This is a genomic window from uncultured Algibacter sp. (assembly GCF_947495925.1).
Lineage (GTDB): Bacteria > Bacteroidota > Bacteroidia > Flavobacteriales > Flavobacteriaceae > Algibacter_E.
In genome coordinates this window covers 408,743-427,440 of record NZ_CANMAU010000004.1, presented here as the reverse complement: position 1 = coordinate 427,440, position 18,698 = coordinate 408,743, and the positions used below count along the sequence as shown (strand labels likewise).

At 33.4% G+C, this 18,698-nt stretch carries 21 protein-coding genes and 5 tRNA genes; 4 read left to right on the top strand and 22 right to left on the bottom strand.

What is annotated here, in order from left to right; all coding sequences use genetic code 11:
- The 18 genes from rplK to Q0857_RS10975 form a co-directional block, all read right to left on the bottom strand.
- The gene (gene rplK / locus Q0857_RS11060) at nucleotides 1-438 is read right to left on the bottom strand and encodes a 50S ribosomal protein L11 (protein ID WP_298535060.1); all 438 of its coding nucleotides are present in this window, start codon (nucleotides 436-438) and stop codon (nucleotides 1-3) included.
- 71 nt (nucleotides 439-509) lie between these two features.
- Nucleotides 510-1,064 carry a transcription termination/antitermination protein NusG gene (gene nusG / locus Q0857_RS11055; RefSeq protein ID WP_298535058.1) on the bottom strand — a complete coding sequence of 185 codons (555 nt, stop codon included), beginning with the start codon at nucleotides 1,062-1,064 and terminating at the stop codon, nucleotides 510-512.
- 17 nt (nucleotides 1,065-1,081) lie between these two features.
- The gene (gene secE, locus Q0857_RS11050) at nucleotides 1,082-1,276 is read right to left on the bottom strand and encodes a preprotein translocase subunit SecE (RefSeq protein ID WP_298535054.1); all 195 of its coding nucleotides are present in this window, start codon (nucleotides 1,274-1,276) and stop codon (nucleotides 1,082-1,084) included.
- Between the two features lie 73 nt (nucleotides 1,277-1,349).
- Nucleotides 1,350-1,422 (bottom strand) — tRNA-Trp (locus tag Q0857_RS11045).
- A 64-nt stretch (nucleotides 1,423-1,486) separates the two neighbouring features.
- The gene (tuf, locus tag Q0857_RS11040) at nucleotides 1,487-2,674 is read right to left on the bottom strand and encodes an elongation factor Tu (RefSeq protein WP_298535052.1); all 1,188 of its coding nucleotides are present in this window, start codon (nucleotides 2,672-2,674) and stop codon (nucleotides 1,487-1,489) included.
- A 66-nt stretch (nucleotides 2,675-2,740) separates the two neighbouring features.
- A tRNA-Thr gene (locus Q0857_RS11035) sits at nucleotides 2,741-2,812 on the bottom strand.
- An 88-nt stretch (nucleotides 2,813-2,900) separates the two neighbouring features.
- Nucleotides 2,901-2,973, bottom strand: a tRNA-Gly gene (locus Q0857_RS11030).
- Nucleotides 2,974-3,045: 72 nt separating this feature from the next.
- Nucleotides 3,046-3,127: transfer RNA gene (locus tag Q0857_RS11025), tRNA-Tyr, on the bottom strand.
- 48 nt (nucleotides 3,128-3,175) lie between these two features.
- Nucleotides 3,176-3,249, bottom strand: a tRNA-Thr gene (locus tag Q0857_RS11020).
- A 101-nt stretch (nucleotides 3,250-3,350) separates the two neighbouring features.
- Nucleotides 3,351-3,653, bottom strand: coding sequence for a ribosome-associated translation inhibitor RaiA (gene raiA / locus Q0857_RS11015; protein ID WP_298535049.1), 303 nt, complete (start codon nucleotides 3,651-3,653; stop codon nucleotides 3,351-3,353).
- 34 nt (nucleotides 3,654-3,687) lie between these two features.
- Entirely contained in the window at nucleotides 3,688-4,578 is an 891-nt protein-coding gene (locus tag Q0857_RS11010) for a tyrosine-type recombinase/integrase (RefSeq protein ID WP_298535047.1), read from the bottom strand.
- A gap of 136 nt (nucleotides 4,579-4,714) precedes the next feature.
- On the bottom strand, nucleotides 4,715-4,909 hold the full coding sequence (rpsU, locus tag Q0857_RS11005; protein ID WP_298535045.1) for a 30S ribosomal protein S21: 195 nt from the start codon (nucleotides 4,907-4,909) through the stop codon (nucleotides 4,715-4,717).
- Between the two features lie 85 nt (nucleotides 4,910-4,994).
- On the bottom strand, nucleotides 4,995-6,161 hold the full coding sequence (locus Q0857_RS11000; protein ID WP_298535043.1) for an acyl-CoA dehydrogenase family protein: 1,167 nt from the start codon (nucleotides 6,159-6,161) through the stop codon (nucleotides 4,995-4,997).
- The gene (locus Q0857_RS10995) at nucleotides 6,162-7,040 is read right to left on the bottom strand and encodes a helix-hairpin-helix domain-containing protein (protein WP_298535041.1); all 879 of its coding nucleotides are present in this window, start codon (nucleotides 7,038-7,040) and stop codon (nucleotides 6,162-6,164) included. It lies immediately after the preceding gene.
- Between the two features lie 13 nt (nucleotides 7,041-7,053).
- Entirely contained in the window at nucleotides 7,054-8,640 is a 1,587-nt protein-coding gene (locus Q0857_RS10990; protein ID WP_298535039.1) for a sodium:alanine symporter family protein, read from the bottom strand.
- A 99-nt stretch (nucleotides 8,641-8,739) separates the two neighbouring features.
- Entirely contained in the window at nucleotides 8,740-9,771 is a 1,032-nt protein-coding gene (locus Q0857_RS10985) for a TrkA family potassium uptake protein (RefSeq protein WP_298535037.1), read from the bottom strand.
- A gap of 3 nt (nucleotides 9,772-9,774) precedes the next feature.
- The gene (locus Q0857_RS10980; RefSeq protein WP_298535034.1) at nucleotides 9,775-10,002 is read right to left on the bottom strand and encodes a PspC domain-containing protein; all 228 of its coding nucleotides are present in this window, start codon (nucleotides 10,000-10,002) and stop codon (nucleotides 9,775-9,777) included.
- A gap of 36 nt (nucleotides 10,003-10,038) precedes the next feature.
- Entirely contained in the window at nucleotides 10,039-11,310 is a 1,272-nt protein-coding gene (locus Q0857_RS10975; protein ID WP_298535032.1) for a DUF2851 family protein, read from the bottom strand.
- Between the two features lie 96 nt (nucleotides 11,311-11,406).
- Between Q0857_RS10975 and Q0857_RS10970 the strand changes: the two genes are divergently transcribed.
- Nucleotides 11,407-11,802 carry a DUF2721 domain-containing protein gene (locus Q0857_RS10970; RefSeq protein ID WP_298535030.1) on the top strand — a complete coding sequence of 132 codons (396 nt, stop codon included), beginning with the start codon at nucleotides 11,407-11,409 and terminating at the stop codon, nucleotides 11,800-11,802.
- Between the two features lie 30 nt (nucleotides 11,803-11,832).
- Nucleotides 11,833-12,207 (top strand): CIA30 family protein, encoded by a 375-nt coding sequence (locus Q0857_RS10965; protein WP_367278090.1) that lies wholly within the window; start codon nucleotides 11,833-11,835, stop codon nucleotides 12,205-12,207.
- 260 nt (nucleotides 12,208-12,467) lie between these two features.
- Here Q0857_RS10965 and Q0857_RS10960 read toward each other — a convergent pair whose 3' ends face one another.
- A complete protein-coding gene (locus tag Q0857_RS10960) occupies nucleotides 12,468-13,703 on the bottom strand; it encodes an FtsX-like permease family protein (RefSeq protein WP_298535028.1) in 1,236 nt (411 codons plus the stop codon).
- A gap of 8 nt (nucleotides 13,704-13,711) precedes the next feature.
- On the opposite strand from Q0857_RS10960, the gene Q0857_RS10955 reads away from it, so the two are divergent.
- The gene (locus Q0857_RS10955; protein ID WP_298535026.1) at nucleotides 13,712-14,953 is read left to right on the top strand and encodes a DUF1343 domain-containing protein; all 1,242 of its coding nucleotides are present in this window, start codon (nucleotides 13,712-13,714) and stop codon (nucleotides 14,951-14,953) included.
- Between the two features lie 14 nt (nucleotides 14,954-14,967).
- Nucleotides 14,968-16,014, top strand: coding sequence for a serine hydrolase (locus Q0857_RS10950; RefSeq protein ID WP_298535025.1), 1,047 nt, complete (start codon nucleotides 14,968-14,970; stop codon nucleotides 16,012-16,014).
- A gap of 10 nt (nucleotides 16,015-16,024) precedes the next feature.
- On the opposite strand, the gene Q0857_RS10945 is transcribed toward Q0857_RS10950, so the two are convergent.
- From Q0857_RS10945 to Q0857_RS10935, 3 genes are all read right to left on the bottom strand, one after another.
- Entirely contained in the window at nucleotides 16,025-16,840 is an 816-nt protein-coding gene (locus Q0857_RS10945) for a sterol desaturase family protein (RefSeq protein WP_298535023.1), read from the bottom strand.
- Between the two features lie 60 nt (nucleotides 16,841-16,900).
- Nucleotides 16,901-18,052, bottom strand: a complete 1,152-nt coding sequence (locus tag Q0857_RS10940) for an acyltransferase (protein WP_298535021.1) — start codon at nucleotides 18,050-18,052, stop codon at nucleotides 16,901-16,903.
- 122 nt (nucleotides 18,053-18,174) lie between these two features.
- A complete protein-coding gene (locus Q0857_RS10935; protein ID WP_298535019.1) occupies nucleotides 18,175-18,669 on the bottom strand; it encodes a YkgJ family cysteine cluster protein in 495 nt (164 codons plus the stop codon).
- Nucleotides 18,670-18,698: the final 29 nt, after the last annotated feature.

Sequence of the window (18,698 nt, the reverse complement as noted above, 5' to 3'; positions counted from 1 at the left end):
TTAAGAAGGAAATTTCCCTGTTACAGTTATTCCCATCGATCTTGCTGTACCAGCAACCATTTTCATAGCCGACTCAACTGTAAATGCATTTAAATCTACCATTTTGTCTTCTGCGATGGTTTTAACCTGATCCCAAGATACTTTAGCTACTTTTTTTCGGTTTGGCTCTCCAGACCCTTTCTTCACCTTTGCAGATTCTAATAATTGAACTGCTGCTGGTGGAGTTTTAATTACAAAGTCAAATGATTTGTCTTTGTAAACAGATATAACCACTGGCAATACTTTACCTGGCTTATCTTGGGTTCTGGCATTGAATTGCTTACAGAACTCCATGATGTTAACACCTGCAGCTCCTAAAGCGGGTCCAACCGGTGGCGATGGATTCGCAGCACCTCCCCGAACTTGTAACTTAACTACTTTACCTAATTCTTTTGCCATTTTTAATAATTTAATTTTGATGCTATCTTTCTTTTGGAAGCGAAAGATGCATCTATCTTAATGTAACACTATTATACTTTTTCAACTTGCATATAACTTAATTCTAATGGCGTTTTTCTTCCGAAAATCTTAACCATCACTTCAAGTTTGCGTTTCTCTTCATTTATCTTCTCAATCGTTCCATCAAATCCATTAAAAGGACCATCGATAACTTTCACTGTTTCACCTTTAGTAAATGGAATCGCAACATTTGCTGTCTCCTCCACTGAAAGCTCATCAACCTTACCTAACATTCTATTAACTTCAGATTGTCTTAATGGCACTGGGTCGCCTCCTTTAGTTTCACCTAAAAAACCAATAACGTTAGTAACTGATCTTATGATGTGTGGTACCTCTCCAGTTAAATTGGCTTGCACCATGATATAACCAGGGAAAAACACTTTTTCTTTATGAATTTTCTTACCGTTTCTAATTTGTATTACGCGTTCTGTTGGCACCAATACTTGATCAACATAATCCTGCATACCTAAACGAGCAATCTCATTTTCGATGTATGTTTTGATTTTGTTTTCTTGCCCACTTACTGCACGAACAACATACCATTTTTTCTCACTTACTTCAGACATAATTCTTTTTTTTACAATTAATTAATCCATTGAAAGTAAGTTGTAATAACCTTGCTAAACACAGTGTCTACTCCCCAAATAGCAAGTGAAAATATAATTGAAAACAAAGCAACTAATACAGTCAAACTCTGCCCTTCTGCCCATGTAGGCCAAGTCACATTATTTTTTAGCTCTCCGAATGATTCTTTTATATAGTTTACAAATCCTGCCATTTTGTTATTTCTTTTTAATACAAATTGAAATGGTATTCAATTTTAATCTTTAATAGAAAATCTATTTTATTTGCACGGGTTGAGAGACTCGAACTCCCGACACCTGGTTTTGGAGACCAGTGCTCTACCAACTGAGCTAAACCCGTAAACATAAGTCAAGGTATTCCGAAAAACGGAATACCTCAGCTTAGTATTATTGTTTAGACTGTATTAGTCTAATATTTCAGTTACCTGACCTGCACCAACAGTTCTACCACCTTCACGGATAGCGAAACGTAAACCTACGTTCATTGCAATTGGTTGAATTAACTCAACAGTAATAGTTAAGTTATCTCCAGGCATAACCATCTCAACTCCATCAGGAAGCGCAATGTTTCCAGTTACATCAGTTGTACGTACATAAAACTGAGGACGGTAGTTATTATGGAATGGAGTATGACGTCCACCTTCTTCCTTTTTAAGGATATAAACCTCAGCTTTGAAGTTTTTATGAGGAGTTACAGAACCTGGCTTAGTAATTACCATACCTCTAGAGATTTGAGATTTCTCAATACCTCTTAATAAGATACCAGCGTTATCACCAGCTTCACCTCTATCTAATATTTGACGGAACATTTCGATTCCAGTAATAGTAGATGTTAACTTCTCAGCACCCATACCGATAATCTCTACTGGATCTCCAGTATTAGCAACACCAGTTTCAATACGACCAGTTGCAACAGTACCACGACCAGTAATAGAGAATACATCTTCGATAGGCATTAAGAAAGGCTTATCCATATCACGTACTGGCTCTTCAATCCAATCATCACAAGCTTGCATTAATTCCATTACAGTATCAACCCATTTAGCTTCACCGTTAAGTGCACCCAAAGCTGAACCAGAAATTACAGGACCATTATCTCCATCGTACTCATAGAAGTTTAATAAATCTCTAACTTCCATATCTACTAATTCTAATAGCTCTTCATCATCCACCATATCAACTTTGTTTAAGAAAACAACGATACGGGGAATACCTACTTGACGACCTAATAAGATGTGCTCACGAGTTTGTGGCATAGGACCATCAGTAGCCGCAACCACCAAAATTGCGCCATCCATTTGAGCAGCACCAGTTACCATGTTCTTTACGTAATCGGCGTGACCTGGACAATCTACGTGTGCGTAGTGACGATTTTTTGTTTGATACTCTACGTGTGAAGTATTAATTGTAATACCTCTTTCTTTTTCTTCTGGAGCGTTATCAATTTGATCGAAATCTCTTGCTTCAGATAAACCTGCATCAGCTAATACTTTAGTAATAGCAGCAGTTAAAGTTGTTTTACCGTGATCTACATGTCCAATTGTACCAATGTTTAAGTGTGGTTTTGAACGATCGAAAGTTGCCTTTGCCATGTTTTTAAATAATTTTAATCTTAGTTATATAATAATATTAGTGTATTCTTTTTTTACTCTAAATAGAGCCAATGACGAGATTTGAACTCGTGACCTCTTCCTTACCAAGGAAACGCTCTACCCCTGAGCTACACCGGCGTAAAGTTTTTATTTCCTTTTCTTTCAAATGTTCTTTTTACAGACTGTAAAACGAAAGAAGAGATTCCTGCCTTCGCAGGAATTTTTGAGCGAGAGACCGGGTTCGAACCGGCGACATTCAGCTTGGAAGGCTGACGCTCTACCAACTGAGCTACTCTCGCAATTTTCAACAAGCTTACGCTTATTTTGGTGTTCAATATTTCAAATAACTTTCTGCTCATGCAGAAATGCTGTGGGGAGAGCAGGATTCGAACCTGCGAAGACGTAGTCAGCAGATTTACAGTCTGCCCTCGTTGGCCGCTTGAGTATCTCCCCGGACCACTTTTAAATAAAATTTAAAAGTTATTTTTCAATTTTTCAAAGAGCCGATGGAGGGACTCGAACCCACGACCTGCTGATTACAAATCAGCTGCTCTAGCCAGCTGAGCTACATCGGCATTTTTTACACTTTTGACGCATAAAAAAAGCCCGTTATTTCTAACGGACTGCAAATGTATTGTTTTTTTATTTTATTCAAAACATTTTTAGAAAAATTTTACTATAAATGTGCTCTTAATTTTTCTTTTCGTTTTTTAAGCTGTCTTTCCAATGAGGCAACAGCCATATCTGTACCTTCTTCAAAGCTCTTACATTGCTTTTTCACAATAAAACTATCTCCAGGAACACTTACTCTTGCTTCAAATATTTTATTTTCCTTATCGCTTGTATTTTCAACTTTTAAAAAAACATCAGATTTTATAACTTTATCATAAAACATATCTAGTTTATCCATACGTTGCTGAATAAAACTTATCAACTTTTGGTCTGCATTAAAATTAACTGATTGCGTGTTTACCTTCATAATACTCTTTTTGATTAGACAATTATTCCCACTGCTATTTTTTACTTCTTGGATGTGCTTTAATATGCACTTTCTTTAGTTCAGCAATACTATTATGCGTATAAATCTGTGTGGCAGCTAAACTTGAATGTCCTAAAAGTTCTTTTACAGCATTTAAATCGGCACCTTGGTTTAACAAATGCGTAGCGAAGGAGTGCCTTAAAATATGTGGACTCTTCTTTACCTTTGAAGATGCCAAACTAAAATACTCATTTATTATTCTGTATACAAGTGTTTCATATATTTTAACGCCTTTTTTCGTTAAAAACAAATATTCAACTTCTGAAATACTTTCAAGTTCACTCCTCTTAATCAAATACTTACGCGCTGTATCACCAATCGAAACAAGTATAGGCACAATACGTTCTTTGTTTCGTTTACCTAAGACCTTCAAAGTCCTAGCATTTAAATCTAAACTATTCAATCTAAGCTCTACCAGCTCTATTCTTCTAATACCTGTTGAATAAAACAATTCAATAATTAATTTATCTCTAAGGCTCTCAAAATCATCATCAAATTTTAAATCATCCAAAACTGTCTTTATTTCAGTCTCAGAAAATGGTATTTGCACTTTTTTACTTGTCTTTAAGGCCTTATGTTTTGATAAAGGATTAGTATCAATATCTCCAACCTTCAAAAGAAATCTATAATATGTATTTAAAGCTGATACTTTTCGATTTATACTTCTATTTGACAATTCAGTTTCTACCAAAGCAACAATCCAACTTCTAATTTGCGCATAGTTAACATGATTAATAGAGTTCGTTTCGTATTCAGTCTTTACAAAATCTAAAAATGAATTTAGGTCATTTTGATAAGCCTTAACTGTTAAGGGAGAGTAGTTCTTCTCTAATAACAAATAATTAATAAAAGATTTGAAAGACATATTTGGCAATGATTAAATGTTTAAAGTTAGAAGTTTAAAGTTTATGCAACAACTTTAAACTCATTTTATATTAAACAAATCACCCATAATAAAAAACCCCGCATATAGCGGGATTCTTATTATTTAATAGAAACAATTAAACTTCTTCTGCATCTCTTAATGTTTGAATGTACTGTGCTTTCTGAATTTGCGTTCTACGCAATACGGAGGGTTTAGTAAACTGTTTACGTTCTTGCAACTGATTTTTAACCGTTGTTTTAACAAATTTACGTTTAAAACGCTTTAACGCTCTATCTATATTTTCCCCTTCTTTAACCGGAATTTTTAACATAGTGTATTAACCTCCTTTCTTTTAGAATTTTCAGGCTGCAAATATAAAAACAATTACCAATTGATAATTATTAAATATCAATTATTTAGGTTGCGGGCTTGTACGCTTTCTTATCAATAATCATTTTAGAAAGAATCTCGCGAAGAATCTCTGAAGTTCCACCACCAATAGGACCTAATCTACTATCTCTTAAGAGTCTAGCCATTGGATACTCTTCCATATACCCATAACCTCCTAAAAATTGAAGGCATTCGTAAATAACCTCATCGGCCATTTTTGTGGATTTAAGCTTAGACATTGTTGCTTCCTTCACAACATATTCACCACGATTTAGTCTGTAAGCTACTGAATAGTTAAACTGCTTACAAACTTCCATATCAGAATAAAGATCAACATATTTATGTCTTAGAGCTTGATACTTATCCAAAGACTTCCCAAAAGTTGTTCTTTCAGACATGTACTGCAACGCGTAATCAAGCGCATACTCAGCTCTAGCATGTGCATTGATCCCCATTACTAATCGTTCCAAAGAAAAATGTTGCATAATGTAGCCGAAGCCCTCATTTTCTTCTCCTAATAGATTTGATACAGGTATTTTAACGTTATCGAAAGAAATCTCAGCGGTATCGGACGCTCTCCAACCTAACTTATCCAATTTGGTAGCCGTAATACCTGCAGTATCTCTATCAACCACAAAAATACTCATCCCTTTATTTCCTAATTCAGGTTTTGTTTTTGCAGCAACCACTAAATAATCACTATAAACACCATTAGTTATAAAGGTTTTTGATCCATTTACAATATAGTGATCGCCTTCTTTAATCGCAGTAGTAAGTATACCAGCGACATCGCTACCTCCCGACGGCTCTGAAATACACAAGCATCCTATTTTATCACCTGCAATACTTGGTGCTAAATATTTCTCTTTTACAGACGCATCGCCTTCTGCATTTAAATGAGTCATCGCTAAATATACATGCGCCCAAATAGCTGCAGCAAATCCACCTGAGTTAATTTTTTGAAGCTCTTCTTGTAGTATAACAGTATAAAAAAGATCGAGATTTAAACCACCATAAGCTTCTGGGTAATTAATTCCAAAAAAGCCCATATCTCCAAACTTCTTCCAGATGAATCTCTCAATAGAACCCGTTTTTTCCCATTTATCAACATTTGGGACAACTTCTTTTTTTAAAAAATCTTGAAGGCTTTTTCTAAAAAGGTTATGCTCTTCAGTGAAGTACATTTTATTCATCTATTTTTCTTTTTCAATGTGCAAATATAATTCAATTATCTTGATTTTATTTGCGGGAAAGTCTATAACTTTTGTTAATTCATCAACACTTTTATATCCTTCTCTAAGTTGACGTTGTTCTATGATGCTATGCGCTAAATCATAATCTATATGCGGAATGGTTACTAAATCATCAACAGTGGCCAAGTTTAAATCAATCTCCTTTATTACTCTAGGTGTTTTCACTGTAAACTCGTTCGTCAGACTTTCAATAACTTCTGGAGATAGCCCATAAACATCTAGGAGCTCAACATCAGCTGCAAATCCGCCTTCCTTTTTATTCCTAAACTTAATTATACGTTCTGAAAGCACTTTCCCAATCCCATTAACCTTTTGCAATTGATGAGACGATGCTGTATTTAAATCATATTTTTGACTAAATGTCCTTAATTCATTTTTTGCATCGTAACTTGAATTCGCACTAGAATTTACTACCCATTCAGGGAATTTGAAATATGGTGACATTACATTTAAAAGTGAATCTGAAACCTGAGTAACCTCTTGAAATTGTTCAACTGAATTTATCCACTTGTTCTGCATTCTGTAGGCAAGAAGCCTGTCAATTTCTTCATTACTCATTCCAAGAATAGAGCCTTTATGATCGGTAATATAATTTGGATTAAACGGGTATAACTTAGATTCGCGTTTTTCTATTCGAAGGCGTTTCAGAGAATCAATTTCATTAGTAAACTTAGTAAGGGATTCTTGATCTACTTCGACTTTATCATAAGACAAATCCACAAAAAAATAAACTGCTTGAAGAAATACTATAAGTACGAGCAATAAAAAAATTCCATTTCGTTGTTCTTTAGTAAACATAAAATGGAACCTAAAACTCATAATGAAGCATGTATTATTTCTTTGCTCTAATAGCCCCTAAATACTTACTTAGTTCCTCTCTTACTTTAGGGAACAAAATGAAACAACCAATAATATTTGGCACAGCCATGGCAAAAATCATGGCATCTGAAAAATCTGTTACTGCTCCTAAACTTACCGCAGATCCTATCACAATAAAAAGACAAAATATTATTTTATATGAGTAGTTAGCGGTCTTTGAGCGACCAAATAAAAACATCCAAGACTGTAAACCGTAATATGACCATGACAACATTGTTGATAAGGCAAAAAGTACAACCGCCAAAGTTAGTACATATGGAAACCATGGTAAAACAGAAGCAAATGCTTTCGAAGTTGCTAAGACCCCATCTGGCGCTTTGACCCCATATTCCATAATACTTCCGTCGCCATTAGTAATAATTATAACCAACGCCGTCATAGTACAAACCACCACAGTATCAATAAAAGGCTCTAAAAGGGCTACTAACCCCTCAGATGCAGGGAATTTTGTTTTAACAGCAGAGTGCGCAATTGCCGCGGAGCCAACTCCTGCCTCATTAGAAAAGGCAGCTCTTTGAAAACCAATAATAAGTACCCCTAAAACACCACCTGTAATTCCTTTGGCATTAAATGCCCCATCAATAATTTGTCCAAATGCATTACCTATCAGCCCAAAGTTTGCTATCAAAATAATAATAGCTGCAATAAAATAAATACCTACCATAAAAGGTACTATCTTTTCAGTTATACTTCCTATTCTTTTAATCCCTCCAATAATAACTACAGCTACAATTATGGCCATAATAATACCAAATATTACTCCTGCTGATGTTGAATTTGCACCTATCATGGTATTAAATTGTTGCGCTGCTTGATTAGCTTGAAACATATTTCCACCTCCAAATGAACCACCAACACACATAATAGCAAATATTACTGCCAACACTTTCCCTAAAGTACCTTTACCAACATCTGATAATCCCTTTTTCAGGTAATACATAGGACCCCCAAAAACGGTTCCGTCTTCACCAATATCTCTATATTTTACCCCTAAAGTACATTCAACAAATTTAGAAGACATTCCTAAAATACCCGCTAAAACCATCCAAAACGTAGCCCCAGGACCGCCCAATGAAATAGCAATAGCTACCCCTGCAATATTACCTAAACCAACAGTACCAGATAAAGCTGCCGTTAAGGCTTGAAAATGAGACACCTCTCCATCTTTACCTTCAATAGCAATGGTGTCCACAATGTCACCATCAACAACATTAACCATAGATTTTTCTTCAACCTCATGATGATCAACATCATCATATTTCCCCCTTACAATATTTATTGAAACAGGAAATAGTCTAATGTTAACAAATCTGAACAATATGGTAAACACCAACCCAGCAGTTAAAAGCATTATTATTACTACTGGCATTCCTACATTTTCAGAGAACTGAACTGGATAAAATACGATGGAACCCCAAGCGTCTGAAATAGGCTTAAAAGCTTCATTAAATTTCTCATCCATTCCTTTTTCTGAAGTCTCTTGAGCAAAAATCAAAATAGGAGCTAATAATGCAGTTATAGAAAGAAGGTATTTCCTCATAATAATATTGTGGTTTTATAAGACTTTTTGAAAAATTCTAAAAGAAAAAAAGCAAGATGCTAAAAATAAACGAAATTCTAAAACATCCGAAGCTAAAACTTACTGATTCTCAATTTCGATATCATATTCCGAATTAAGTATTTCAATTTGTTCTGGACGCCCTAAAACAATTATTTTTGAATTAGGTTCTAGAGGCATTTCTGCTTCTGGATTAACAGTATAATCACCATTACTATCCTTGTAACCAATAACTGTACAGCCCGTTTTTTTTCTTAAATCTAAATCTTTAATAGTCCTTGCTTTTCTTGAATCATATAGTTTTTCTACAGCCACCTCCTCGATATTTATATTGGATTCTCCAACAATAGAAAGGTTATCAATAAATTCCATTAAACCAGGTACAACAACTAAAGACGCCATATGATCTCCTCCAATTTTATCTGGTAAAATTACATTGTTTGCCCCTGCAAACTTTAATTTTTCATAAGATGATTCATGTGATGCACGACTAATAATATTTATATTTTTATTAATTTGTCTGGTCGATAAAACCACGAATAAATTATCCGCATCACTAGGTAAGGCAGAAATAAAGTTAGACGCCCTATCCACACCTGCTTGAAGTAGTACAGCATCTTCATTAGCATTTCCTATCACATAAGGTACATTATCCAATTGTAAACGTTCTTCCATCTCTTTATCCTTCTCTATGACCACAAACGATCTGTTATGAGCCAACAGTTTTCTCACTGTTTGTTTTCCATTTCTTCCATAACCGCAAACTACAACATGGTTTTTAAAACCATCAATTTTCTTTTGCATCTTTTTATGTTTTAATTCTTCAATATGATCCTTACTCAAAATATATTCTGTGATTATAGACAACGCATAACCCACAATAACTACACTGGCCAAGATTAAAAATATAGTAAAAATTTTAGACTCTGTATCTAGCGGGTGCACTTCTCTAAAACCAACGGTTGTCATCGTAATAACCGTCATGTACAAAGCATCAATCCAGGCATAACCAGAAACAAACTTATAACCCATAACTCCAACCAAAAGAATTAGAATCAGTAAAGAAATTGCAGTGTATATTTTGGTTCTAAAAAATCTAATTAATGGATTCATACATTATAAATCAAATACTGATGAGCGTTTTGTGTAAACCAAATCTTTAATGCGCATCCAAAATGCCAAAAACAAGTATAATGCGAAGCCAAAGCCAACGGTAACGAAAGTTAAATACATAAAAGATGTACGTACCACCTTGGCCCTAATACCTAACCTATCTGCTATACGCTGACACACATAATATCCATGCTTTTGAAAAAACAATAAGGGTTTGTAGATCGTGTTCATGCCGCAATTTAAGACTTACTTTAGTCGTTTAAAAGTTTATTCACCTAAAAGTTGATTACCAACAGCGCATTTTAAGCAGTTATTTTTATCGCAATATTCTGTTTTAAGTTGAATTAAAGCTTGAGACTCTAACGAAGATTTTGATACTTTCTTTAATTTATTAAAAGCATCAATAACACTATTTTTCTCTGACTTAATTTGACGTGCTGTTTTAACAATACCAGAATCGGTATTATCACCTACTAATTTATTGTAACAAAACCTTAATGGCAGTATCGTATTTATAAGCAGTAAATCAATAAAAGATTTTGATAGTTGCTTTGGTGATGGTTTCGATTCTTTTTGAAACGTATAGTGCGTTTTCCAATAAGGAGAAGTAGAAACTTTTAGTACGTCATAAAAATCATCTATATTTTCTAAATCGATAATTTTTGAAAATAAATTTTGATTTAGATGATACAGGTTCGATAGTTGAGATAAGCGTATCGTAGGAAAGTTAGGTGGCCTCAATCTAAAAAATTGAATTGGCAGTACCAGATTATTATCAAAATTAAACTTTCGCTTTAAAAACTGATATTCCTTAACCAAATTTAAATAATAAGCATCCTCTATATCTTGTTCAAGTAAGCCAGTTTGACCAAAAAACAAAGCTTCCAAATGTTTTTGATTAGTTCGTATTTTTCTAATAACCGAAAAATCTAAGGATTTAGCTAAACTAAAAAAAGCCTCACCATTAACCTTTAATCCAAAGTTTTTAGCCAACATTTTAAACAATACCGCTTCCCAATCGTTTTTTGACTCTTTTAAGAGTTTTTGAATTGTTTTCGATTTACGCTCCAACCGTTCTATATATAAGCGTTCTAACCAATTGTTTAGGGTAAACTCGTCAATTGAGGCAAAATCATTTTCACAATTAATCCATTTTTTTTCTTGAGAAAATAGTTCCTGGTAATTCTTTAAAACTTGAGGCTCTATAAAATCTTTAAGTTGCAAGGTTGGTATGGCAGAATTATCCTTTCTAAAAACATCTGTATCATGTTCCCAAACTACATGTAAAATAACATTATCGTAGGTTTTGTCTTTCTCATGATTGTGTAAAAACCAGTCTGAAGATTTTATATGAATTTCAACATTACCAGCCCAAAGCTGATCTTCTATTTTAAGTTTCGCGTTAAAAAAATCTGGACCAGAATTCAAATTATGTTGCCCCACTGAGACAATTAAAATATCTTCTCCATGAGTAGTTTGCAGGTTTTGATGTTGACATTTTTTATGCTTCCAAATATAATGTAGAAAATTTTCTTGCATCTGTTAAATATAAAATTCCTACATAAAAATACCAAATAACGCCCCAAGATTATTTATTACTTACCAAAGTTTGTAATTTAGCTTAAAACAGCATTGATGGAACAACTTACACTAACTACACCAGCTCTATTATTTTCTGCTATTTCTCTAATCATGTTAGCCTATACTAACCGGTTTTTGGCCTATGCAGCTACCATAAGAAGTTTGCATGACAAATACATGGAGAATAAAGATTCTGTTCTCATTGCTCAAATAGAAAATATTAAAAAACGCTTGTATTTAACAAGGTCTATGCAAATACTTGGAATTAGTAGCCTATTACTATGCGTACTAACCATGTTTTTAATTTATATAGAACAACAATATATTGCCATTTGGGTATTTGGTTTAGCACTTATACTACTCATTATGTCTCTGGCTTATTTAATTATAGAAATACAAATTTCGGTTAAGGCACTAGAGCATCATATAAGTGATATTGAGAATGGTTAGTTATGTACTCATATAATAAGTCAAAGGATAATGAATTTAGTGAAGTTTAGCTTAAAAAGTAACATTTCAGACTGGCGTATTGTTGACGATATAGTTATGGGTGGAAAATCTCATAGTAGTTTCAATTTAAGCAATGAAGGTTATGGCGTGTTTTACGGAAACGTTTCTTTAGAAAATAATGGAGGGTTCTCTATGATACAGTATAAATTTGAACCCAAATATGTAAGTGACTATACAAAAATTTGTTTGCGACTAAAAGGTGATGGCAAGACCTACCAGTTTAGAGTAAAAAGTGACACTAATGATAAGCACTCCTATGTAATACCTTTTGAAACTTCAGGAGAATGGCAAATTATTAAGATCCCTTTTAATTCATTGCATCCAGCTTTAGAGGCAAAACATTAAACTATTCCAACTATACAGGTAAATCCTTAGAAATGATTGCTTTTTTATTAGGTAATAAAAAAGCCGAATCATTTAAGCTTCTCATAGAATCTATTGAACTCGAATGACTTCTCTTTAAGGTTACTTTTAGGTTTGAAGAATTTATTTAAACCGCCGGAGGAACTAATAATTGGGTGCGTCAAGAAATATCTAAATTAACGAATCATAAAAACAAAAGAATGAGTAAGATTCTTTATTTAAAAAGCTAAAGCACCATGCAATTACTGAAAACGAATGGCTCTTACTGGAGATATTTTTGTAATGATATATGAAGGGATCAACAACATTAATAAACAAAGTACCAAAGTGCCTAAATTTAAGGCCAAAATATATCCGAAATTAATGTACACTGGAGCTTCTGTAACGTAGTAAACACTTGGATCTAATGGAAATATTTTAAAATATTTTTGAGCAAGCAGAATTCCTAGCCCAATGATATTACCCCATAGTAACCCGAGAAGAATTAAATAAGAGGCATTGTATATAAATAACTTCCGGATGCTCCAATTACTGCTACCCAATGCTTTTAAAACGCCTATCATTTGGGTACGTTCTAGAATCAAAACTAATAAGGCTGTTATCATATTTATACCAGCTATAAGTATCATGATACCAATGATTCCTATAATATTTTTATCAAAAATTTTAATCCATTCGAAAATAGAAAAATACCTAGCGGTAATGGTTTCTGTATTGAATGTTGATGGCGTATTTTGATAAATTTCTATTCCTTTTTCTTCAAGCTTGGAATAATCATCAATAAAAACTTCAAAACTACCTATTTCCTCAGGCTCCCACCTGTTAATACGTTGTAAATGACGTAAGTCGCCTATTAAATAAGTAGCATCTAAATCTTGAAATCCCGAATTGAATAAACCCACTACTTGATACGTGATAATATTAGGCAACTTCTCAGGATCGTCTTTAGCAAAAACCATTTGAAAGTTATCACCCACTTTAAAATTTAGTCGATTAGCTAGATATTCAGAAATCAAAACCTCTTCATTTCTTTTACCTGAATAATCTGGTAGACGACCTTCAATTAAAAAATCGATAAAATAATTCCAATTGTAATCTGCTCCTACTCCTTTAAGATAGGCTCCTTCAAAATCTGTTTCAGTACGAATAACACCAAACTTTGTGGCCACCGCTTGCACATGTTTTACTCCTTCAACATCCTTAAATTCTGGATAAAAATCTTGATTTATAGATATGGGCTTTCCGCTTTCTTGAGAGTTATTACTATCATAATTCGAAATAGTTACATGACCACTAAAGGCCACCACTTTATCGCGTATTTTTTGCTGTAAACCAATCCCTGTTGCAATGGCAATCATCATAACTACAATGCCAATTGCAATTGCCGCGATACCAATTTTTATTATTGGTGCCGATACGCTACTTTTATACGCTTTGCTGCCAATAATGCGTTTAGCTATAAAAAACTCGTAATTCAAATTATCTTATGACGTTTAATGTGTTCAAAAATACTGTTTTATTATTTGTTTTGGCAATGATTTCTTGCGGAAGCACATCCAGTAAAAAAGATGGGAAATCGATAGAAAACAATATACCTCTTCAACAGGTTCAAGAAAGCAAGAACATAATTGTTGGTGCAAATCAAACTGAGAGTTATTTAACATTATTAGAAGGCAAACGCGTTGGAATTGTTGCTAATCAAACTTCGGTAATATTTAAAACCGATAGCTCTTATACTCATCTGGTAGATTCATTGTTAGCCTTAAATATTAATGTAAAAAAGGTTTTTGCACCAGAACATGGGTTTCGCGGAAAAGCAGATGCTGGAGAACATATAAATGATGCCATTGATACCAAAACAAACCTGCCTTTAATTTCACTGCATGGAAAACACAGAAAACCCACCCCTGAGCAATTAAAAGGCCTAGATATTATAGTGTTTGACATTCAAGATGTTGGTGTACGTTTCTATACATATATTTCAACATTACATAATGTTATGGAAGCTTGCGCCGAAAATAATATACCTGTTTTAATTTTGGATAGACCGAATCCCAATGGGCACTATATTGACGGCCCTGTATTAGAACCAAAGCACAAGAATTTTTTGGGTATGCACCCTGTCCCTCTAGTACATGGTATGACCATTGGCGAATATGCGGGTATGATAAATGGTGAAAAATGGCTGACCGAAGGCTTAAAATGTAGTATTAAAATTATTCCAGTTAAAAATTACACACATAATACCTCGTACAGTCTTCCCATAAGACCTTCTCCTAATTTACCAAATGATCAATCTATAAAACTTTACCCTAGTTTAGGTCTTTTTGAAGGTACAAATATAAATGCTGGTAGAGGTACGGAATTTCAATTTCAAAGGTATGGCGCTCCGTTTTTAAATAGAAGTTTCTTCTCTTTTAGTTATACTCCTATTGAAAATTTTGGAGCTAAACACCCAAAACATAAAAACACATTATGCTATGGTGAAGATTTACAAAACGAAGATTTAAATGGCATTATGACTCTGAAATGGGTGATTAAAGCCTATCGAAACACCAAAGACAAGTCACTCTTTTTTAATACCAATAATTTTACAAAGCATGCGGGAACAGAAACCTTACAGCGACAGATTGAATCTGGACGAAGTGAAACTGAAATTAAAGCAACTTGGAAAAAGGGACTAGAAACATTCAAAAAAACAAGAGCTCAATATCTCATTTATCCATGACCAGAATTTTAATAATGATTTCACTTTTTTTTACTTGTTTAGGTTTTGGTCAGAACATTGAAACCTCAGAAAAGCTGAACATCAAAGAAGCCAAAAAGCAGGCTAAACGATTTCTTCGAAAACATGGTATTCCTGGTATGTCTATTTCAGTTTCAAGAAAAGGCAACTTAATTTGGTCTGAAGGTTTTGGATATGCGAACAGAAAAACCAAAGTTAAAGTAGAGCCCAATAAAACACTTTTTAGAATAGCCAGTATTTCCAAATCTATAACTGCGGTTACACTAGGTAAATTAGTTGATGATAACCTCATTAATTTAGATGAAAGTATTTACAATTACCTTCCTGATTACCCAGTAAAAAATCACGATTTTACGGTTAGAGAGTTAGCTGGACATTTAGCCGGCATAAGATCTTATAGAGGAAACGAGTTTACTTTAAACAAAAAACTATCTATTTCTGAAGGTGTCGAGTTATTTAAAAATGACTCGCTTCTATTTGAACCTTCTTCTCAGTTTTTTTACAACTCCTTTGGATATGTTTTACTCAGTGAAATTATGCAAAAAGCTAGTCAAACAGATTTTGTTAGTTTAGTTGAAAAATCAGTTTTCAACCCATTACATATGACTCATACCATGCTTGATGATTCAAGTATTGACATTCCAAATAAAACTAATTTCTACAAAAAAAAACGTGTTTTATCAACTCCTGTTGCTAACGAATATAAAGTTGCTGGCGGCGGTTTTTTATCAACATCAGAAGACTTAATTACCTTTGGAAAAGAAATCATTTCACCAACACTTATTTCCAAAGATGTTTTGACAGAAATCACAACATCTCAAAAATTAAAATCAGGGAACCACACAGGATACGGGATTGGCTTTTCGGTTGAACAAACCAAAAACAAAACTCCCAAATATTATCATACAGGAGGGGGCGTAGGTACCTCAACCGTTTTATTAATTTACCCTAAAGAAGAGGTTGTTATTTCTGTATTAACAAATAGAACCGGCATAAAAATGGACGCCTTCGGAAAAGCCTTAGAAGCCATTTTTTTAGATTAGTCTCACTGCTTTACTTTTTATATTTTTGAAAAGGTTGAACGAGTAAATCTTTAATATTACTATTCTCTTTTTCATTAGGAAAAACATCAACTCCATAAACTATTTTCTCGGGATCTAATTCCATATATGTGCCAAATAACCTGTCCCAAACAGAAAAAATATTTCCGTAATTAGAGTCTGTAAAAGGCATCACATAATGATGATGTACTTTGTGCATATTGGGTGAAACTATTAAATAACTTATGAAGTTATCTACTTTTCTGGGCAGCTTTATGTTGGCATGGTTAAACTGTGTAGCTAAAACAGAGAGAGATTGATACAGCATAACTAAACCAATAGGAGCTCCAACAATAAATACACCTATTAACGTGAAGAAAAACCGAATAACACTTTCAAAAGGATGATGTCTGTTTGCTGTAGTGGTGTCCACATTATGATCTGTATGATGTACAAGGTGAACCATCCATAACGGTTTTATCTTGTGCACAATAATATGCGGTAGGTAAGCTCCGAAAAAATCTAAGAAGATTAAACCTAAAAAACCATATAACCATACTGGCATTTCTGGCATCCAATTAATAATTCCAAAATTATTAACAACAACCCAATCGGCCGTTTCTAATAACATAAATGCCAATGGTAAATTCACTAGCATTAACGTTAAGTTGAAAAACAAATTAGGTATGGCGTGTTTCCATTTTTTATATTGAAACCTATATAAAGGAATAAACCCTTCTATAATCCAAAAAAAAGTTAAACCACTAATTATTAATATAACTCGATGGTGAGGAGGAATGGTCTCAAAATAATTTAAAATTTCCTGCATGATATTATTTAGTTTTCACTAAATATACAATACTTAAATAAGTTACACGCTCTTGATTTATTATTGTACGCTATACTTCTTTTTTATCCATTTTCTTGTTGGAGTTTCGATATATTTAAATGATATCCAACCAATAATACTTGCAAGTACTAAAAAGCCTAAAAGAAGAAGAAATGAAGGAACTTGGTCTATGAACCCTTGAAAAACTTTTTTTGGATTAGCCCCAACTTTCGTAAATGGTATAAGAATCACATGAATCAGGATCATATGCCAGATATAAATAGAAAAAGACCACACGCCTAATTTATTTAAAATAGCTATCCTATAAAATTTATCAATGCCCTTACTTCCATAAGCAGAAGCTAAAATAATTATTGCAAACAAAAACACAGTAACGACATCATACCAGCCCAATAACATAGATAAAAAAGAAATAACTGCAACCATTATCAATGTCCATCCATTACCTAATATGGACTTAAACCTAACTTTTTCAAATATTAGCCAAATCCCCATACCACATATAAAACCAATAATACCTCTTAATGTTCCATAATGCCAATTAACATCCAAGGTTTTTTTGTCAGGATTTAATGGAAAATCCATAAAAGGTTCTTTTGCAGATAAAACAAACTCTATTAAAACCCAACCTAAAACTGCAAGGATAATAGGTATAAATTTTGTTACTCCTTTTAATTTTCTAAAAGCAATAAACAAAAATGGGAATAACACATAGGCCCACCACTCCGCATTTAAACTCCAAGCTGGAGCATTCCATGTGTCAAAATTATAAATACCAATAGTCTGCAAAAACGCCAATTGGACAGGAATACCATCAAGTCTATAAAGGTGTTGCTTAAATGGCCCCAAATTGTCGTATCCTATTTTAGACACAAGACATATAAAAATTAATACTTCGGCACCTATAGTTAATACATGTAATGGATAAATTCTTGCTAATCTAGCAACTATAAAATTTTTATAACGCGTTTTGCTAACCCCTTTATTAAAACTTGATTCATAAACATAACACATAATGAATCCACTAAGAATAAAAAACAAGTCTACCATGAGATAGAATTTATCAATCACATGAGCCATATGTGATGTTGCCACAGGTGTAACAAAAAAATGAAAATGCAAAACAGCAACCAAAATTGCGGCAATACCACGAAGAGACGTTAAATTATATAAATAAGGTTTTCCTCTCATTTTTAAAGGTTTAAACGCAAAATACCTTTAAAGAAAATAAAGAGATGTAACAAATGATTTAATTAATGTAACTATTTAAATTTCAACCAATAGCAGCATATTTTAAACTATTATAATAATATTTAGGTCTTTATTCTTTTTTTCATGGCTTCAACAATATTGAAGGCTGCGGGGCAGATGGAAACATTCTTTAAAGTTAAATTTGATATTTGTTGAAACTTCTTTCTATCGGTATGAGGAAACTCTCTGCAAGCTTTTGGCCTTACATCATAAATAGAGCAATAATTATCGGTTCCTAGAAACGTACAAGGCACACTTTGTAGAACATAATCATTGTCTTCATCTATTCTAAGGTATTGCTCAATAAATTGCTGTGTTTTCATTCTAAAGTGCTTCGCAATTCTATCAATATCTTTATTCGTAAATAACGGCCCTGTAGTTTTACAGCAGTTAGCGCATTCCAAACAATCGGTACGCTCAAACTCTTCATCATGCAAATCTTGCATAATATAATCCAAATTCTTAGGTGGTTTCTTTTTTAGCTTTGCGAAGAATTTCTTGTTTTCGTTATGCTTATCTTTGCCCTGCTTTGGAAGCTTATTAATTATGTCGTGCATGGCGTAAAAATAATACTTTTCGTCATTAC

What these genes read in the sequence shown, in the direction of transcription:
- rplK (WP_298535060.1), bottom strand. Translation starts at nt 438, where the DNA reads ATGGCAAAAGAATTAGGTAAAGTAGTTAAGTTACAAGTTCGGGGAGGT.
- nusG (WP_298535058.1), bottom strand. Translation starts at nt 1,064, where the DNA reads ATGTCTGAAGTAAGTGAGAAAAAATGGTATGTTGTTCGTGCAGTAAGT.
- secE (WP_298535054.1), bottom strand. Translation starts at nt 1,276, where the DNA reads ATGGCAGGATTTGTAAACTATATAAAAGAATCATTCGGAGAGCTAAAA.
- tuf (WP_298535052.1), bottom strand. Translation starts at nt 2,674, where the DNA reads ATGGCAAAGGCAACTTTCGATCGTTCAAAACCACACTTAAACATTGGT.
- raiA (WP_298535049.1), bottom strand. Translation starts at nt 3,653, where the DNA reads ATGAAGGTAAACACGCAATCAGTTAATTTTAATGCAGACCAAAAGTTG.
- Q0857_RS11010 (WP_298535047.1), bottom strand. Translation starts at nt 4,578, where the DNA reads ATGTCTTTCAAATCTTTTATTAATTATTTGTTATTAGAGAAGAACTAC.
- rpsU (WP_298535045.1), bottom strand. Translation starts at nt 4,909, where the DNA reads ATGTTAAAAATTCCGGTTAAAGAAGGGGAAAATATAGATAGAGCGTTA.
- Q0857_RS11000 (WP_298535043.1), bottom strand. Translation starts at nt 6,161, where the DNA reads ATGAATAAAATGTACTTCACTGAAGAGCATAACCTTTTTAGAAAAAGC.
- Q0857_RS10995 (WP_298535041.1), bottom strand. Translation starts at nt 7,040, where the DNA reads ATGAGTTTTAGGTTCCATTTTATGTTTACTAAAGAACAACGAAATGGA.
- Q0857_RS10990 (WP_298535039.1), bottom strand. Translation starts at nt 8,640, where the DNA reads ATGAGGAAATACCTTCTTTCTATAACTGCATTATTAGCTCCTATTTTG.
- Q0857_RS10985 (WP_298535037.1), bottom strand. Translation starts at nt 9,771, where the DNA reads ATGAATCCATTAATTAGATTTTTTAGAACCAAAATATACACTGCAATT.
- Q0857_RS10980 (WP_298535034.1), bottom strand. Translation starts at nt 10,002, where the DNA reads ATGAACACGATCTACAAACCCTTATTGTTTTTTCAAAAGCATGGATAT.
- Q0857_RS10975 (WP_298535032.1), bottom strand. Translation starts at nt 11,310, where the DNA reads ATGCAAGAAAATTTTCTACATTATATTTGGAAGCATAAAAAATGTCAA.
- Q0857_RS10970 (WP_298535030.1), top strand. Translation starts at nt 11,407, where the DNA reads ATGGAACAACTTACACTAACTACACCAGCTCTATTATTTTCTGCTATT.
- Q0857_RS10965 (WP_367278090.1), top strand. Translation starts at nt 11,833, where the DNA reads ATGAATTTAGTGAAGTTTAGCTTAAAAAGTAACATTTCAGACTGGCGT.
- Q0857_RS10955 (WP_298535026.1), top strand. Translation starts at nt 13,712, where the DNA reads ATGACGTTTAATGTGTTCAAAAATACTGTTTTATTATTTGTTTTGGCA.
- Q0857_RS10950 (WP_298535025.1), top strand. Translation starts at nt 14,968, where the DNA reads ATGATTTCACTTTTTTTTACTTGTTTAGGTTTTGGTCAGAACATTGAA.
- Q0857_RS10945 (WP_298535023.1), bottom strand. Translation starts at nt 16,840, where the DNA reads ATGCAGGAAATTTTAAATTATTTTGAGACCATTCCTCCTCACCATCGA.
- Q0857_RS10940 (WP_298535021.1), bottom strand. Translation starts at nt 18,052, where the DNA reads ATGAGAGGAAAACCTTATTTATATAATTTAACGTCTCTTCGTGGTATT.
- Q0857_RS10935 (WP_298535019.1), bottom strand. Translation starts at nt 18,669, where the DNA reads ATGCACGACATAATTAATAAGCTTCCAAAGCAGGGCAAAGATAAGCAT.